The organism is Hymenobacter montanus, from assembly GCF_014699115.1.
Classification (GTDB): domain Bacteria; phylum Bacteroidota; class Bacteroidia; order Cytophagales; family Hymenobacteraceae; genus Hymenobacter; species Hymenobacter montanus.
On the sequence record NZ_JACXAD010000002.1, the window covers coordinates 185,373 to 202,556 of the forward strand.

Genomic DNA, 17,184 nt, shown 5'->3' on the forward strand with positions numbered 1-17,184 from the left:
CTCCCGCCGAGGGAGCCCGCCCTGTTGGGTACGCCTGCCAGGGCCCGTGAGGTTTCGGCTCCCCGCCGGTCCCCTGGCCCAGAAACCGCGCTACTATTGTTTATTGCTCTTGCTGAAAATTTAGCGAGGAGATAAAGATGCTTCGGCTGCGCGAATGCCCGCCGCAGGAGGTGCTACTAATCAAGGACAACTACTACCAATACATCTACCACTAATTCGGTTTTCCGCGCTCTACGCATGCTTCAACTACCGCCCCGTTACGACGAGCCGCTGCCCGCGGCCTTTTTTCCGGCCTCGGCCCCACTGCCCTTTTCCCGCGCCGATTTTGGGGCCGATTTCTACTGGGGCGCCGCAGCGGCCGCCTACCAGACCGAAGGCGCCTGGCAACAGCAGGGCAAAGGCCCCAGCATCTGGGACGATTTTACGCGCCGCAAGGGGGCCATCCGGCGCAACGAGCACGCGCGCGTGGCGGCCGACTTCTACAACCGCTACGAAGAAGACCTGGACCTGGCCCAGGGCCTGGGGCTGACTGACTTCCGCTGCTCGGTGGCCTGGCCGCGGGTACTGCCCGAGGGCACGGGTGCCGTGAACCGCCGGGGCCTCGACTTTTACGACCGGCTGGTGGATGCCTGCCTGGAGCGGGACCTGCGCCCCATGCTCACCCTCTACCACTGGGACTTGCCGAGCGCTTTGCAGGCCCGCGGGGGCTGGGCCAACCGCAGCATCGTGGGCTGGTTTTCGGACTACGTCCAGCTCGTGGCCCGTCGCCTCGGCGACCGGGTGCCGCACTGGGCGGTGCTCAACGAGCCGATGGTGTTTGTGGGGGCCGGGCACCTGCTCGGCGTGCACGCGCCGGGCCGGCGGCACCTGGGCGCCTTTCTCGCGGCGGCCCACCATGCTACGCTGGCCCAGGCCGAGGGGGCCCGAGCCCTGCGGGCCGGGCTGCCCGAGCCCGCGCAAATCGGCACGACGTTTTCGTGTTCCTACCTCACGCCGTACCGGCCCGGCCACGCCTCCGACGAAGCTGCCACCCGCCGCGCCGACGCCCTGTTGAACCGGTTTTTCGTGGAGCCGACCCTGGGGCTGGGCTACCCCGTGGCCGAGCTGCCCGCCCTGCGCTGGCTGCTGGACCGCTACCAAAAGCCCGGCGACGAGCAGCGCATGAAGTTCGATTTTGACTTTTGGGGCGTGCAGAACTATACCCGGGAGGTGGTGCGCTTCTCGCCCTGGCTGCCCCTGCAATGGGCCACCCTGGTGCCCGCCAAGCTCCGCAAGGTGCCCTACACCGACATGGGCTGGGAGGTATACCCCGAGTCGCTCTACCACATGCTGAAGCAGTTCGCCGCCTATCCCAACGCGCCCCGGCTTATCGTGACGGAAAGCGGCTCGGCCTTTCCCGACCAGTGCCAGGGTCGGCGCGTGGCCGACCCGGCCCGCCGCGCCTTTCTGCAGGCCGCCCTTGGCCAGGTGCTGCGCGCCCGCCGCGCGGGCGTCGACGTGGCAGGCTACTTTCCCTGGAGCCTGACCGACAACTTCGAATGGGCCGAAGGCTACGGCCCGCGCTTCGGGCTGATTCACATTGACTACGAAACCCAGCAGCGAACAGTAAAAGATTCGGGCCGCTGGTACCAGGCGTTTCTAAACGGAACCCCGGCCGAAGCACCGCAAGCGCCGTTGTAGCGCGGACTCTGGGAGTCCGCGCCTGGGTTTGCGCGGACGCGGACTCCCAGAGTCCGCGCTACTGCAGGCTGTTGAGTATTAGTGGTCAGCCGCTTACTTGGTGATGACCAGCTTGGCCGTTTTCGCGGTCTTGCGGCCTTGCACGGTCACCAGGAACAATCCCTGGGGCAAGTCATGCACCGGTAAGGTTACGGTCTTCACTCTCGGAGTGAGTTGAACTGACTGGCTGGTAAAAAGCTTGCCGGCCATATCCCTCATGTGAACCTGAACGACGGCTTCCGATTCAAAGCCGGCGAGGTCAATGCTCACGGCCTGGGTGGCCGGATTGGGATGCACCGGCAACGCCTGGCTAGCCTGTTTTTCCCTCGCTGCTATCGTGCCCAGCACTACCGGGCCGGTTAGCTGATACACCTGCACCGCTTGCGGAAGTAAAGTACCCGAAAGGGTATTGCCCGACAGCGAGAGCGTAGCTGGCATCCTGGAAAACAGGGAGGTGATCGGCCCGCCATACCCCGAAGGAATAGCCAGCGAAACCGTTTTAGCGTTGGAGTAGGAGGTATTCACCACCACCACGTAACAAGCCGTATTGTCTGTCCAGTAAGAAGCAATCAGTTGCTGATCGCCTGTATTCACCCTGGTTAAAGCTCCATTCATCAGCGCTCCTTCCAGGGTTGCAACATCGGTGCGGAGGGCTTTGAACTCATTCCACAAGGCGGGCTGGTTATCCTTCAAATCAAAGGAGAAATCATAGCTGATGACTCCTTTGATCCCCGCGGCCAGGCCGGAGTAAAGCATGTTTCGTAACTCGCTTACGGTCGGGTAGCGGGGGGTGTTGGACAGATCACCCCAGTTGAACGTTTGCAAATGCATAATCATTGGGCGGTTCACCAAGGCGGCGCTCTGTACGTAACCCAGCGTACGCAGGTAGGTTTGGGTGAGGGCCGTGCCGGCCGTCCAGTCGGAATAGCGGTGAAAGCCTATTGGATAACACTGATAACCCGACGCATCGGCAATCGCGGTATAGGCATTGGCTTGGTTTCTACACGATGTATTCCAGCCCGTTAGGGTTAAAAAGGTAAGGTGGCTATCGTCATAGCTTTTAACGCCTGCCTGGAGTTGGGCAAGGTAGTCCAGGGGATAAGTCCCATTATCGCTATCATCGGTTAGTATATAGCCAAATGTAGCGGGATAAGTTTTGTACTTCTGTGGCGCATAAAGAATGGTAGGATCATTGGAAACGCTCCCATTAGTAACACTGATCAGAATTTTGAAATGGTCACTATCAGCAATACGCAGCAGGTTATTTATCGCTTCCCGAGCGCCTGGGGTGCCATCGTCTGCCACGGTTGAAATATTAAATCCCGCGGCAATCATATCACTTAACGCCTGGATTTGGCTTGCTCTAGGCTCCGTGTAAGGGATGGAATAAGCACCAAAAGGAAAGAAGGGCTGCCCGTTAACCAGGATTGTTCCATCCGAGCGTATGCTCGAGGTGGACTGGCCCAAAGCCATCGTAGTAACCGCAATACTAAAAACGAGTAATGGAAACAATCTTTTCATAGCTTTAATTAAAAAAAATAAATAAAACAATTGGTCGTGCGGCTAATGGTGAATGTGCCCTGATCAAGCGCTGGTTCCGAAGCGTCTGGGTCTGTGACCAAGATGCCCGCTGAAACATTCCACAATGGTGACATACATCGGCTTCATTGGAGTTGGTTTGTTTATACTTATCCTGTTGACTGACAAATGGTTGAAAATGAGTGATGATGTTGGAGTAATGATAAAATATTTATTGTTATATGTATTGATATATTCATGAATTTTGCGCCTGATTTCTATTGTCTGTACCTCTTTGAGGTTTTCTTATAGATAGCCCCGTGTTAGGTAGATGTCCAAAAGATACAAATAAATTTTTAGAATGATCTGACTTTTTGGAAAAAATCTTTTAGCATACAAACTCGTGGGATAACCATTAATTAAGATTTCGGATATGATATGCCCGATATCTATTTCGATTTATTCACTCACCCCTGCCTTACTATTTTAGGCAAAAAAGATTAACACTTTAGGATGTGCCGAATGAACTAGCTGGCTGGTGAGGCTGAAACGAACTGGTGGGGCTCCACCCGCCGCGGGCACCGATAAAGAACCAATAAAGAGGTCGGAGAATCCACTAAAGGGCGCGAAGTCAGCAAATCAAATTGCTGGTGGGTCTTGCTGGTGAGGACGTAGAGGTAGCGGCTGGCCAAATCGTTTATGGTGGCCCCTTGAGTCGGCGTAATAGAAAAATTGGGCGCGGCGCTAAAAATGGAGAAATACGGTGGCTTAGCTGTTTTAAACAGTGCACAAACCTACTTCGCTACGGCAGCCCTGACGGCTGGGGTGCTACATTCGGGCTCCGTTTCCTCGTTGCCGTATGCTTCTCACCATCTCCACCACCCACCAGCCGGCCACCGACCTCGGCTACCTGCTCCATAAAAACCCGGCTCGCCTGCAAAGCGTGGAAATCACCGGTGGCCAGGCCCACGTGTTTTACCCCGAGGCCACCGCCGCGCGCTGCACCGCCGCCCTGCTGCTCGACCTCGACCCGGTGGGCCTAGTGCGCGGCCGGGGCCCCGGCGGCCCCGATGGCTTCGCGCTGGAGCAGTACGTCAACGACCGGCCCTACGTGGCCTCGTCGTTCCTGAGCGTGGCGCTGAGCAAAGCCTTTGGGACGGCTATGAACGGCACCTGCAAAGACCGGCCAACCCTGGCCGCGCAGCCCCTGCCGCTGGCGGCGAAGGTGGCCGTGGTGTCGGCCCCCGGCCCCGACTGGCCACGGCGTCTGTTCGAGCCCTTAGGGTACGCGGTGGAAGTCGACTCCACCTTGCTCGACCCCACCCGGCCCGAATGGGGCGACAGCTCTTATTACACCCTCACGCTGCGCCACGAAGCCGTTCGCCTGAGCGACTTGCTTACCCACCTCTACGTGCTGCTGCCGGTGCTCGACGACGACAAGCACTACTACATCGACCAGCAGGAAGCCGACAAGCTGCTGCACCGCGGCGGCGCCTGGCTGCCTCAGCACCCCGAGCGCGGCTTTATTACGCGCCGCTACTTGCGGTACCTGGCGGGCATCGTAAACCCCACGCTGGCCCGGCTAATGGAGGGCGAAGAGCTGGACGCACCCACCGAGGTGCCCACCGAAACCTCACCCCCTGACCCGGCAACTGCTTTACCCGCGGAGTCCGCACGAGAGGGGGCACCGGAAATGCTCCTGGCACAATCGCCAGACTCTTCCTCTCCATCGGACTTTGCGCATAAAGCAGCTGCGGGGCCAGGGAGCGAGGGGCCCGTGGAGCACGACCGCAAGCTCAGCCTCCACGACCAGCGCCTCCAACAAGTGGCCCACGAAATCTACCAGCTGGCCCCCAAGCGGGTGCTCGACCTGGGCTGCGGCGAAGGCAAGCTGCTGCGGCTGCTCCTGCGCCAGCCGAAAATCGAGTACATCCTGGGCATGGACGTGGCCCACCAGGCCCTGGCCCGCGCCGCGGCCCGCCTGCACCTTGACGAGATGCCCCCGCGCCAGCGCGCCCGGCTCGACCTTATTCAGGGCTCGCTGCTCTACCGCGACGACCGCCTCGCCGGTTTCGACGCGGCGGCCCTGGTCGAAGTCATCGAGCACCTCGATGAAAACCGCCTCGCTGCACTCGAAGTCGTGGTGTTTGGCCACGCCCGACCGGGGCACGTATTCGTCACCACGCCCAACGCGGAGTATAACCAGCTCTTCGAGAAGCTGGATGCCGGCGAGTTCCGTCACGCCGACCACCGCTTCGAGTGGTCGCGCGCCGAGTTCGCCGCCTGGGCGGCGGGGGTGGCGGAGCGCCACGGGTATCAGGTGCGGATGGTGGGCATGGGCGAGGAGGTAGAAGGCGTGGGGTCCCCTTCGCAGATGGCGGTGTTTAGGTTAGGGTCGGAGGTTACTCCTGATACTGATAAATGAAGCGACGGCCCCGCATCAGGTGCGCGCTTCTGCGGGCCAGAATTAATTTTTCTGCCGGAAAAACCTGCTCAATAGCAATCGTGTCGCTACTATCAATTATGCTTCCCAAATTAGCTACGAGGGCAATATAAAAATTGTCCAGACCATTGGAGTGCATAAGGTTTGGTTCTGCGGCAAACTCTTTAGGACCGTATATAACCGGCCCTTCTGCCAGATAACTATAATATTTCTGTATATGCCCCGTGCTGTCAACGATGTACTTATCCTCAATGTCGAATTCGAGGTCCTGTACTTTGAAGGAGCACGCATAAGGGCCAGCTTGTAGAAATTCTTCAACGATATTATCGCACTTGGCATTATTTGGACTTAGGTCTTCGTCTAGCACTTGATATTTAGCTACTAACCGGGCCGTAATAGGCAGCTTGGTATCAGGCTGTGTAGTACACCTTGTAGGCAGCTTGGTATCGGGCTGTGCAGTACACCTTGTAGGCAGCTTGGTATCGGGCTGTGCAGTACAACTTGTAAGTCTCAACGCGATTATCAAACCAAATAATACCTGCTTGGGTGCGGAATAAAAAATCATCTTTGGGCGTTGGCGTTCCAGGAGTCTTTATCCGGAAATCTATGATGAAGATAATGAGCTTTGTATCAAAGAAGCTGAAGACGCGACGACCGCCTCGCCGCACTCGAAGCCGTGGTGTTCGGGTACGCCCGGCCGGGGCACGTATTCGTCACCACGCCCAACGCGGAGTATAACCAGCTCTTCGAGAAGCTGGATGCCGGTGAATTCCGTCACGCCGACCACCGCTTCGAGTGGTCGCGCGCCGAGTTCGCCGCCTGGGCGGCGGGGGTGGCGGAGCGCCACGGGTATCGGGTGCGGATGGTGGGGATGGGCGAGGAGGTAGAAGGCGTGGGGGCCCCTTCGCAGCTGGCGGTGTTTAATCTAAAACAGTCATACTCTCCTGAGAAAACTCTTCTTCATCGTCTTTAGGACGAAAGTTAACCATTTTATTATATGGTAATTTCTCCGCGAATCCAGATAGAGCCTCATCAAATTTAATTGAGTTAAAGATGTCATGCAGTCGATTTACATCGGCTGGATGAATTATTTTTCCTGCGTCAGAATCACGAATGAAATTTTCAAAATGCGCTTGAAACGTCTTTGTTGAAATGAGCCCTGACTCTTCAACCTTCTCAAACAACTTCTGGTATCTTTTGACGAGGAAGTAATAATCTACCTGCGGTACCTGAATAGGTAAACTTTCAGGCCATACTGCTATAGTAATAATGCGCCTGTCGGCAATAGCCTGAAAAACCATGACCTTCGGGACAAAGTATTCACTGCCCAATTGCGCTTGGATTCGCCTTCTATTGAAATTGTGTTTCCATACCGCGTTTGATGCAGGGAGTGGGTAATAATTGAACTCTGATTTCCCGTAATATTGGGCAGAAATTCGAGCGTTAATCTCCGACCAGTTTTTGTAGAGTTCGCCTTTTGCTGGTTGCATTAGATACTCTTCAGTTTGAGGATTCAAAACATAAAGGCCAAGGTCGCCAATCATTTGATCAACGAACAAGAAGGCCTCTTGACCAAAGAAATCAGGACGTATAAAATTTAGGTTAAAGCTGAATCTAGTGTCATCAAAATCAGGGTAAATCTCTGAATTAGTTGTCTCTGGGTCAGTTTCAGGTTTGTTTAAATCAAATGAGAAATAAACTTCCGTGTCGTCATTCTCATAGAACCACTGGTTTTCCTGCTCGTTGGCCGGGCACAGGTTAGCTGTTAAATAAATACTAATGTCCTTTTCGGAAGTTTGTTGGGTTTTATGCTTAAAGAAATAGAGGTCGTAGCTCATCTTGCGCTGGGTTCCTATGGATGTGTTTTGTCGGGGTTGTTATCACTGTTTATGCCTATTCAACGTCCAGTTGAATTTCTTTTGCACCTCCGGTTTCAGGGTGGTGAAGAACTCCAGGTAGAAGCGGTAGAATACGCTGCGGATAAACTCATCGGCCATGCTCCGAAGTTAATGGATTAGCTAACAATCTCTAAGCAGAAGCATACCTTCATCCACCCGTGGGAAGTCTTCAAATTCGGCCAGGTCGGTAGCCGTCGCGTCCGTCAAGACTGGTCAAGTCCGGCTTTCGGGAGTTAAAGCGTGGTATTTATCCATACGGATAACTTACTCCTCGTTAATTCTCTGGGCTATTAATTGACGTTGAGACCTGCTTTCCCGTTTGTGCCTTTCAGCCTTTAATTGCTTCGCATAGCTATTACTATCAGTAAAGAACCATAGGTCCCCTATTTCAGCTAGGGGAGAGCCTTGCCTGATCATCACTCCATTGAGATGGCACGTGTCATAGCCGCAAAGGTGCTTTGAGTAGATGCCAAAATTTCGATGGTTCAATCTTTTGCTTTTCCAGATTTTCTGCTGGTTGGTTCGGATGTTTTCCCAGGCCTGGTCTTCATCCGCCTTGGTTAGTTGCTGGCCCAGCGTATTTACCGCAAAATACGTTTGAGGGTCTTTCAATTGCAGGAAGTCAAACGTTTTCGGAAACGCCGCAATGGCGACCTGCCGCAACGCCACTTTCTGTTCCAGGCTCAGCTTGGTGGTTTCTACGATGGAGCGAAATAGCCCGAGGGTGTTGAAATCGGTGAACTTCTTATGGTTCTCAATCAGGTGCAAATATTCGCCGTAGCTGAGCGTGCTGAATGGCTTGCCGACTTTCATAATAGTTTTTACTAGTAGCTATTTGTGCCTAATCTTGTACTCGCCCGTCGTATATCGGGCCTGATTTATGCCCCAAGATACCCTCAAAGTCCCGGAACTCTCCCTTATCCTCCTCATTGGCAGTACGGGGGCGGGCAAGTCCACGTTTGCCCGGCGCCTGTTCCAGCTCCCGGAAATCGTGTCGTCGGATTCCTGCCGGGGCCTGGTGGCCAACGATGAAAACGACCAATCGGCCAGTGGCGACGCCTTTGAGCTACTGTACTATCTCGTGGCCAAGCGCTTGAAGCGTGGACTGCTCACCGTGGTGGATGCCACCAACGTGCAGGAAGAGGCCCGCAAGCCCCTGGTGGCCCTGGCCCGGCAGCACCACGTGCTGCCCGTGGCGATAGTGCTCGACGTGCCCGACGCCGTAGCCCACGAGCGCAACGCCCTGCGCCCCGAGCGGCGGCACATGGGCCCGCACGTGGTGGCCCGCCACCGCCAGCAGCTGCGCAAGAGCCTGCGCCATCTCAAGCAGGAGGGCTTTCGGCACATCCACCTCCTGCGCGGGGTAGCGGAGGTGGAAGCCGTGCAAGGCATTGTGCGCGAGCGCCTCTACAACAACCGCCAGGAGGAAACCGGTCCCTTCGACATCATCGGTGACGTGCACGGCTGCTACGAGGAGCTGGTGCTGCTACTGGAGAAACTGGGCTATAAAGTGATAGAGGAGCCGATCAATGACGCGCGGGACTTGGGCGTGCGGGTGGTGGCGCCACTGGCTTCACCCCCTGACCCCGCATCTGCTTTATGCGCAGAGTCCGGGGGCGAGGGGGCACCGGCCATGCTGCCGACAGAATCGGCTGGCTCCCCATCTCTGAAGGAGAGGGGGCCGGGGGGTGAGGCCCGCCGCAAGGCCATCTTCCTCGGCGACTTGGTCGACCGCGGGCCGGCCTCGCCCAAGGTTCTGCGCCTGGTGATGAGCATGGTAAAATCGGGGGACGCCCTGTGTGTGCCGGGCAACCACGACATCAAGCTTTTGCGCCACCTCAAAGGCAAGAACGTGGCCGTGAAGCATGGTTTCGCCGAAACGTTGGCCCAGCTGGCTGCCGAGCCGGCCGCATTTGCCGGGTCGGTGCAGGAGTTCCTCGATGGCCTGGTGAGCCACTACGTGCTCGACGGGGGCAAGCTGGTGGTGGCCCACGCCGGCCTCACCGAAGCCATGCAGGGCCGGGGCTCGGGTGCCGTGCGGGCCTTCGCGCTGTTTGGCGAGACCACCGGCGAAATCGACGAGTTCGGCCTGCCCGTGCGCTACGAGTGGGCCCGCGAATACCGGGGCCGGGCCATGGTGGTGTACGGCCACACGCCGGTGCCCGATCCCGAATGGCTGAATCACACCATCGACATCGACACCGGCTGCGTGTTCGGGGGGCGCCTCACGGCCCTGCGCTACCCCGAACGCGAGCTCGTGGCCGTGCCCGCCGCGCAGGTCTACTGCGAGCCCGTCCGCCCCCTCAACTACCGCGCCTTCCAGCTGCAAGCCCAAAGCCAGAGCCCCCCAGGCACCGAGCACCAGGCACCAGGCACCAACGCCCAGCAGGAGCACGACGACCTGCTCGACATCCGCGACGTGACGGGCAAGCAGTTTATTGAAACGCGCCTGATGCGCGGGGTCACCGTCCGGGAGGAAAATGCGGTGGCAGCCCTGGAGGTGATGAGCCGGTTTGCTCTGCCCCCCAAGTGGCTGCTGTACCTGCCGCCCACCATGGCGCCCACCGAAACTTCGGCGCTGCCCGATTTGCTCGAACACCCCACCGAGGCCTTTGCCTATTACCACAAGCTGGGCGTGGAGCGCGTGGTGTGCGAGGAAAAACACATGGGCAGCCGGGTAGTCGTGGTGTTGGGCCGCGACGAAGCGGCCATTCAGCGCCGCCTCGGGCTAGTGGGCGAGGGCCAGGGCAAGTGCTACACCCGCACCGGGCGCAACTTCTTCACCGATGCGGCCCTGGAAACGGCCTTCCTGGTGCGCCTGCGCGATGCCCTGAGCACGGCCAACTTCTGGGAGCGATTCGATACCGACTGGGTGTGCCTCGATGCCGAGCTGCTACCCTGGTCGGCCAAGGCGCAGGAGCTGATTAAAAGCCAGTACGCCGCCGTGGCCGCCGCGGCCAACGCGGCGCTGCCCCAGGTCGAAGCCGTGCTGGCCGCAGCCGCCGCCCGCGACCTCGACGGTGCCGACGCCCTGCTGGCGCGCACGACTGCCCGCCGCCAGGCCGCCACCCACTACGCCGACGCGTACCGCCGCTACTGCTGGCCCGTGCACGGCCTGGACGACCTGCGCCTGGCGCCCTTCCACCTGCTGGCCACGGAAGGCCGCACTTATTTCGACCGCGACCACGCCTGGCACATGGAAACCCTGCGCACCCTCGCCCTGGCCGACCCTGGCCTACTCCGCGCCACGCCCTACCGGGTGGTGCCCTTGGCCGACCCGGCCGAAGTAGAAGCCGCCATTCAGTGGTGGACCGACCTGACCGCCGCCGGGGGCGAGGGCATGGTGGTGAAGCCCTACGATTTCGTGCCCCAGGGCAAAGGGGGCCTCCTCCAGCCCGCGCTCAAGTGCCGGGGCCGCGAGTACCTGCGCATTATCTACGGACCCGATTACCTGCTGCCTGGCAACCTCGACCGCCTGCGCCAGCGCAACGTGAAAGCCAAGCGCACCCTCGCCCTGCGCGAGTTCGCCCTCGGGGTGGAGGGCCTGGAGCGCTTCGTGGCCGGGCAGCCCCTGCGCCGGGTGCACCAGTGCGTGTTCGGCGTGCTCGCCCTGGAAAGTGAGGCAGTGGACCCGCGGCTGTAACCAAATAAGGTTAAAAGTAACCCTGAAAGAGAAGCAAACCCATGAAAAGTAAGCTTGTATTTTTCTTTTTACTTTTTCTAGCCATACGGGAGTGTAGTTAGCCTGATAACAGGATGAATAAATACATCTTACTCGTAGAAATTTCTAGTCACAACCAATTATTTGCCTAGCTTGGTTTTAATGAATCTGGATTTCTATGGTATTGGGGGAAAAAGAGAAATAGTATGTATTACTACTGCTAATACCAAGCTTAACTAAGGTTAACTGGATTGAAGAAAAAGATTGATTTGGAAGTGCCGTTTGCCAGGCGGGGCTATGTCCCTGCGAGCAAATTGGGCGCGTCTGGTTGAAGCGCAGTACTTGGCGCAGGTCGTCGGTCAGGGCTTCGAACACCGACGTCGCGCCAGCGGGTCCACTGCTGGTAGCAGGTGGCTCAGAACGGCAAATCGTGGGCAATTAGCGCCAAGTGTCGTCCGCGCGCACCACGTAGGGCAAGCCGTTAAACAACGCCCGCAGCGGATAGGGCCCTCTGAGCCTGAGTCCTCGCGAACGAGCCGTAAATACGGGGAAAAAGGCCCAGTAGTCATCAGTAGGGTCACTCGGATAAGCGCGGCGGGTAGCTTCCATACCCACTAACTCCGCTCATTAGGTCCATGACACCATCCGGCCCACCTCATTCAGTAGGACTACCTACGTGGAAGGTTTTAAACCTAAATTAGAAAGGTGTTCACTTAAGGCAGTTTCTGATTGGGAAAGGATGAAAGTACGAGTTAAATGGCCGATCTTCTGGTTTGATCATTCGTTAATCCGTACTTTGAATGTAGTGCTTTAAGAATAATTAATCTGCAAGAAGATACTAGAGGCTAAAAATTTTGAGTATCTTTTCACTATCAGTAACAATAGGGCCTCAAATCAAGGTGTTATAAATATTCCTAAAATAAGTATTTGTTGCACGATTGCCAATTTTGTAGACAAAATCATTTTTTGGTATAGTTAAATAGATCATATGATCTAATAAAACTACTGCATTTTAAAATAGCATGAGTTGCTAATGATGGTTTGGTGGGGAGATTGAATATCAAGCCATTACAGTACTCATGCTCGATTTAAGTTACACCTAATGGTACCGCCTATTGTGGGCGGGCAGAAGGTATGGTAGCGGACAAATTAATTACTCACCTTAAAAAAACATCTTATTCTTTCTGATTCAATACAACCCGTAAACTAACACAAACAATAGTTATGAAAACAATATCTCTCTTCAAGTGGTGTCTAAAAACCATCGTAATCACCTCTCTCTTTTTAATAGTTGATATTTCCTTAGCGCAGACCTTACCGGGAACCTATTTCATCCATTGGGGAGGCAATACCGGGGAGAACTGGGACAACCATGTACAGATCACTCTTGATGGAATGTATGTAGCCCCGGATGGTCGGGTATACACCAATTCCAATTGGGATGAGTCGGCCCATCAGGCCAGCATATATAAGGACGGCAAGTTCGTTTCCCAACTGGAGCATCCATCGTACGGCCACTATCAGTCCGATGCCGTGGGAAATGCCACCCATATCTTTATAAACTTCTTTAATGGAGACCTAAGCGTTAGACCAGCGGGAATAAGACGGTATAATTTAAATGGAGAGACCGCGCCCTTTCGAACGGTGGCCACCCCCACCTATGCCGATGACGGCAGCTTTCTGGCCGTGAACCAGAAAGGGGTTCATGGCCTTGCCATTGTGGGCAGTGAGCTATTCGCTGGCGATCCGGAGGCGGGATTGATAAAAGTATACGATACGAATACCCTGTCGTTTCTACGCTCATTTGCTTATCAAAACCCTTATCGGATTGTTGCGGCCCCGGACAACACCCTGTGGTTTTTGCAAGATTCTACCTCAAAAATTCAGCACTATGATATTAACGGCAACTTTCTGGGCCAGGAGATCAACAGTGTAGCGAAGCCTTCATGCATGGCCTTTGACCGATCCGGCAGGATGCTTATCGGGGACCGAGGACCCGACCAGGATATCAAAATATACGCTAATGTAAATACGAATCCCGTGCTTATGGGCACATTTGGCGTGAGAGGTGGCATTCTCGCTTTGCCAAACCCGGGCGAGACGGGTCCGCTAAGGTTTCATAACCCGATTGGTATAGGGGTCGATAGGGAAGGCAATATTTATGTGGGATGCAACGGCGCCGGTACGGTCATCGAAAGCTATAAGCCGGATGGCACCCGGCGGAACTGGAAAGTGGAAGGACTGGTGTTTGAGCACGGGGCGGATGCCGATGAAATGAGTGATGCGGCCGATTACTATACCCAAGAGGAACATATGGAAATGGATTTTTCCAAACCTGCCGGTCAAAGCGTCACCTACAAAGGGTTTACCAAAAACAGTTTTAAATACCCGGAGGATGCCAGGGATAATACCGGCTACAATGTGGGCAGCGGTATGGTGAGGTATATCGCGGGCAAGAAGATTCTGTTTGTGACCGACCAGGGCGGTGGCATGTTTGCTATCTACCGTTTTAATAAAGAAACTGACGGGGAAATTGCCATCCCGTCCGGTTTCTTCGCCGGTAGCTATATAAATAGCAGGTGGCCAAATTTCCAACCCTTCCGTCCCGACTGGCAAACGTTTCCCGGGTATAACCTGGCCGGGTGGATCTGGAGAGATTCGAATGGTAATGGAAAGTTCGATGCCAATGAATACGTGAAAATAGCGAATAATGTCTCCTGGCCGTGGGAAGGTATTTCAATAGACCGTAGAGGGGACATTTGGACTTGCAAAGATGCGAGCGTATCCCATTTCAAATGTCAGGGACTGGACAGTTTCGGCAATCCTATTTGGGATTTTGAACATGCTGAGACCCATAACATTCAAGGATTTACGAAGCTGTGTAGGGTAGAATATGATGCTGAGAAAGATGTAATGTACTTATCGGGCTACACGGCAGCATTACCTTATGTAGAGCCCTACTGGGGCTTGGTCGGTCGAGTACTCAAAAGGTATAACCAATGGAGTCTCAATTGGCAGTCAAGCACTCCCCCTACCGCTTGGCAAACTAACCTGACATTTGTACCTGCCAGTGCTGCGGATAATAAAGTTTCAAAGTCAATGACCATTGCTGGTGATTACATATTCGTTGCTGTTTTTGCCGCTCCGTACATCGAAGTGTACAGCGCGGTTACTGGTGTTTTTTTAGGCCGGCTAAACCCCTCTACGCGTATCTATGGTCAGGATATTGACTCTTATTACGGCATCCATGCCTATAAAAAGAGGAATGGCCAGTATGTGGTATACTGGGGTGAGTATTTCTCGGCCAAGACGATTATTTACGTGTGGAACCCAACCATACCGGCCGGATGGAAGGCTGAGTCTAGTTGCCGAAGCACCACCCTGTCGTGGGGTGCGCCCATTGAAGGCAACCCGGAAGGCTACAATATTTACCGGTCCTTCTCCCAGGCCGGCAGCTATCAGAAAATTAATAATAGCTTGATAACTGGGGCTAGCTTTACCGACAATTCCCTGGAAAACGGGAAGGAATATTTTTATAAAATCGTGCCGGTTACCAGAGGTGCCGAAGGGCTAATCTCGGAGGCGCTAAAAGCGGTGGCCGGAAACGTGGCGCTCTATAAACCAGCCCGTCAATCAAGCACCCCGGATGAGGGACGCAACGCGGAACTGGCTACCGATGGCATAACAACCAATAGCATCACCTTCGACAGCGTGTTCTTTTCTCCCACTCATACCTATAGCCCCTACGCGCTACATGCATGGTGGCAGACCGACTTAGGCAGGAGTTTTCCTATCGACAGCATTACCGTTTGGTACAGAACGAATTGCTGTAGGCCTGGCGAGTACAGCATCTTTCTGTCCGAGACCCCTTTCTTATCGAACGACCTCACGACTACCAGGAATCAAGCGGGAGTAAGCACAACAACGGTCGTTACTAATGGATTTGCGGGCATAAAGCAGAACACCTCCATCAACAGACGGGGAAGGTACCTGAGGCTTCAATTGAATTACTCGGACCCGTTGGAACTGATTGAAGTGCAAGTGTGGAATTCTTGTAGCCCTACCGTACTTAGCAGTGTGTCTGCGAACCGGGAGGATAATCTATTTTTATATCCTAATCCAGCCTCCAGCGAAGTTAGGCTCGGTGTAAAGCTAACGAAGCCGTCAGCAGTTAAAATTGCAATTACCGACATGGTCGGAAGAACCATAATGGAGTTTAGTGAATTCCACAGACAGTCTTTCAATAAGCAGCTTGACCTATCTAAACTTGCAGTAGGTATTTACATGGTGAATGTAACCATAGACAATGTAACCTCAAAAGGCAAGCTGCTGGAGGTAAGATGACCCTTATAGCATTTTCGCGAGCCGTTTACCCTCTCCCAACGGGTAGCTCATAGTAGCTAGCGGCAGTGGTCCACCTAGTTCTGGGCAGCCGCGCTGGTAATTCGGTCGACGGCTTGCTGCAAGGACGCTTCCAGACGCTTCACAAGAGCAACTGGCCCGGGCGTAGCGTGAGGCGGCAACTCGTGGTCCTTTCATGGGCCCGCCGGTTGGTGGCGGGCCCCATGAAAGGACCACCTATGCTTAGTTGAGTCATCTCTCTACGCTGAAGCTCACCTTCGCATTCGGCGCCGTACATTACCGTTCCCAAAACGTGCGTCAGTCAGGCTGTTTTCTAACCTGGAGATTTGGGCTTCTTGCACGCCCGCTAGTGCCCCAAGCGGTGGCTACGTCAGGTTGCGTTGCAGGCCAGCTTTTTTGATGGCTTTACCAAGGAGGTCAAGGCGTAGCTCATCTTAAAAGGCATCACGCTTGGGCGTGCCGATGGGGCCGATGTGCTCATCAATAGCTTCATTGGCTTCATCCAGCGAATAGAATTTCATCCGCTGTTTTCATCGCTATTTGGCTGTCCGGCCAAAATGGATTCTACAAATTTGTTCAGCTCTGCTGGACTTAGCTTGCGGTGTTAGGTGCTGGCTATTGTCGCGCCGCTCCTGGCAGAAGCAACTTGCTTTCGCAGTCGGGACGTAATTCAGGCCATTAAGCTCAATCCTTCAGCAAAGAAGTTAGTCGGGCTATCTCCTGCGGATACGCCTTTACCCGGCTCGTCGCCACGTACAGCTTATTGACGGCCGGCGCCGCCTCGGGCCACAACTGCTGCAGGCGCTTTTGATGGAGCGCGTCAGCACACAAGAAGTCCGACACCACGCTCACGCCCCGGCCCAGGGATAGCGCGGCGACAATGGCATTCAAATCGGGTATGACCAGCTGCGGTACCAGCGTCGGACGTTTGCCGAAATTTTCCCGCCAGAACCGGCGAATCAGCGCCAGATCGCTCCCGTAGGCGTACCAATTCTGAGCCAGGAGCCAGGCCTCGGCGGCCATAAGGTCGTGCGTGGCCACGGCCGCTTGTAGGGGGGCCGCATCCAGGGCCGGGCCGGCTACCAGCACCAGCGTTTCCGTGAGGAGCTCTTCAAATACCACGTCGTATTTGTTGGGCTTTTGAGTGGCCACTACCCAGTGCAGCTCGCCTTTCTCGAGGGCGGCCAGCAGATTTTCGGTTAGCCCGAAGGTTACGTTGATCGGGAAATCCAGGCCGTGCAGGCGCGGCGCCAACACCTGCGAAAAGAATTCGTGCGGTACCCCGATATGGAGGGTCGGCTTAAGGCGGAGGGCGCTTTTTTTAAAGTCGCGCTCCACCTTTTCCAGCTGCTCGAGCGGTTCGACCAGTTGAGTATACAGCAGCTTGCCGGCCTCGGTGGCCGCGATTCGGCGGCCGGCCCGCTCGAAGAGGCGCGTGCCCATGTAGCTCTCCAGCGACGCCAGGTGCTGGCTGACATTGGGTTGGCTGATGAACAGCTCCTGCGCCGCGGCCGTCAGGGAGCCTTGGCGATAGATCGCCTTGAACGTACGATACCATTCCAGATTCAACATACCCCGCAAAT

The 17,184-nt window shown here is 55.5% G+C and carries 10 protein-coding genes; 5 read left to right on the top strand and 5 right to left on the bottom strand.

The genetic code is table 11. The features are described 5' to 3' along the window. Positions 1–237: 237 nt before the first annotated feature. Positions 238–1,680: a GH1 family beta-glucosidase gene (locus IC235_RS02530; RefSeq protein ID WP_223847039.1), complete on the top strand. Its 1,443-nt coding sequence runs from the start codon at positions 238–240 to the stop codon at positions 1,678–1,680. A 93-nt stretch (positions 1,681–1,773) separates the two neighbouring features. On the opposite strand, the gene IC235_RS02535 is transcribed toward IC235_RS02530, so the two are convergent. Further along, complete coding sequence (locus IC235_RS02535) at positions 1,774–3,240, bottom strand: T9SS type A sorting domain-containing protein (protein WP_191003591.1); 1,467 nt, start codon at positions 3,238–3,240, stop codon at positions 1,774–1,776. Positions 3,241–4,096: 856 nt separating this feature from the next. Between IC235_RS02535 and IC235_RS02540 the strand changes: the two genes are divergently transcribed. Next, positions 4,097–5,662 (top strand): 3' terminal RNA ribose 2'-O-methyltransferase Hen1, encoded by a 1,566-nt coding sequence (locus IC235_RS02540; RefSeq protein ID WP_191003592.1) that lies wholly within the window; start codon positions 4,097–4,099, stop codon positions 5,660–5,662. Here the strand turns inward: IC235_RS02540 and IC235_RS02545 are convergent. Beyond that, positions 5,640–6,245, bottom strand: coding sequence for a hypothetical protein (locus IC235_RS02545; RefSeq protein ID WP_191003593.1), 606 nt, complete (start codon positions 6,243–6,245; stop codon positions 5,640–5,642). The two genes, IC235_RS02540 and IC235_RS02545, sit on opposite strands and share 23 nt — an antisense overlap. A 111-nt stretch (positions 6,246–6,356) precedes the next feature. Here IC235_RS02545 and IC235_RS02550 point away from each other — a divergent pair, with 111 nt between their 5' ends. After that, the gene (locus tag IC235_RS02550; protein WP_191003594.1) at positions 6,357–6,653 is read left to right on the top strand and encodes a hypothetical protein; all 297 of its coding nucleotides are present in this window, start codon (positions 6,357–6,359) and stop codon (positions 6,651–6,653) included. On the opposite strand, the gene IC235_RS02555 is transcribed toward IC235_RS02550, so the two are convergent. Next, positions 6,601–7,518: a hypothetical protein gene (locus IC235_RS02555; protein WP_191003595.1), complete on the bottom strand. Its 918-nt coding sequence runs from the start codon at positions 7,516–7,518 to the stop codon at positions 6,601–6,603. The genes IC235_RS02550 and IC235_RS02555 overlap by 53 nt on opposite strands. A gap of 324 nt (positions 7,519–7,842) precedes the next feature. Next, positions 7,843–8,391, bottom strand: coding sequence for a hypothetical protein (locus IC235_RS02560; protein WP_191003596.1), 549 nt, complete (start codon positions 8,389–8,391; stop codon positions 7,843–7,845). A 67-nt stretch (positions 8,392–8,458) separates the two neighbouring features. Between IC235_RS02560 and IC235_RS02565 the strand changes: the two genes are divergently transcribed. Both IC235_RS02565 and IC235_RS02570 read left to right on the top strand, forming a co-directional pair. Beyond that, the gene (locus IC235_RS02565) at positions 8,459–11,221 is read left to right on the top strand and encodes a polynucleotide kinase-phosphatase (protein WP_191003597.1); all 2,763 of its coding nucleotides are present in this window, start codon (positions 8,459–8,461) and stop codon (positions 11,219–11,221) included. 1,242 nt (positions 11,222–12,463) lie between these two features. Continuing rightward, the gene (locus tag IC235_RS02570) at positions 12,464–15,583 is read left to right on the top strand and encodes a T9SS type A sorting domain-containing protein (RefSeq protein WP_191003598.1); all 3,120 of its coding nucleotides are present in this window, start codon (positions 12,464–12,466) and stop codon (positions 15,581–15,583) included. 702 nt (positions 15,584–16,285) lie between these two features. Here IC235_RS02570 and IC235_RS02575 read toward each other — a convergent pair. Next, on the bottom strand, positions 16,286–17,173 hold the full coding sequence (locus IC235_RS02575) for a LysR family transcriptional regulator (protein ID WP_191003599.1): 888 nt from the start codon (positions 17,171–17,173) through the stop codon (positions 16,286–16,288). Positions 17,174–17,184: the final 11 nt, after the last annotated feature.

Bases quoted from the DNA above. Each gene is read 5' to 3' on its own strand.
- IC235_RS02530 (WP_223847039.1), top strand. From the start codon at position 238: ATGCTTCAACTACCGCCCCGTTACGACGAGCCGCTGCCCGCGGCCTTT.
- IC235_RS02535 (WP_191003591.1), bottom strand. From the start codon at position 3,240: ATGAAAAGATTGTTTCCATTACTCGTTTTTAGTATTGCGGTTACTACG.
- IC235_RS02540 (WP_191003592.1), top strand. From the start codon at position 4,097: ATGCTTCTCACCATCTCCACCACCCACCAGCCGGCCACCGACCTCGGC.
- IC235_RS02545 (WP_191003593.1), bottom strand. From the start codon at position 6,245: ATGATTTTTTATTCCGCACCCAAGCAGGTATTATTTGGTTTGATAATC.
- IC235_RS02555 (WP_191003595.1), bottom strand. From the start codon at position 7,518: ATGAGCTACGACCTCTATTTCTTTAAGCATAAAACCCAACAAACTTCC.
- IC235_RS02560 (WP_191003596.1), bottom strand. From the start codon at position 8,391: ATGAAAGTCGGCAAGCCATTCAGCACGCTCAGCTACGGCGAATATTTG.
- IC235_RS02565 (WP_191003597.1), top strand. From the start codon at position 8,459: ATGCCCCAAGATACCCTCAAAGTCCCGGAACTCTCCCTTATCCTCCTC.
- IC235_RS02570 (WP_191003598.1), top strand. From the start codon at position 12,464: ATGAAAACAATATCTCTCTTCAAGTGGTGTCTAAAAACCATCGTAATC.
- IC235_RS02575 (WP_191003599.1), bottom strand. From the start codon at position 17,173: ATGTTGAATCTGGAATGGTATCGTACGTTCAAGGCGATCTATCGCCAA.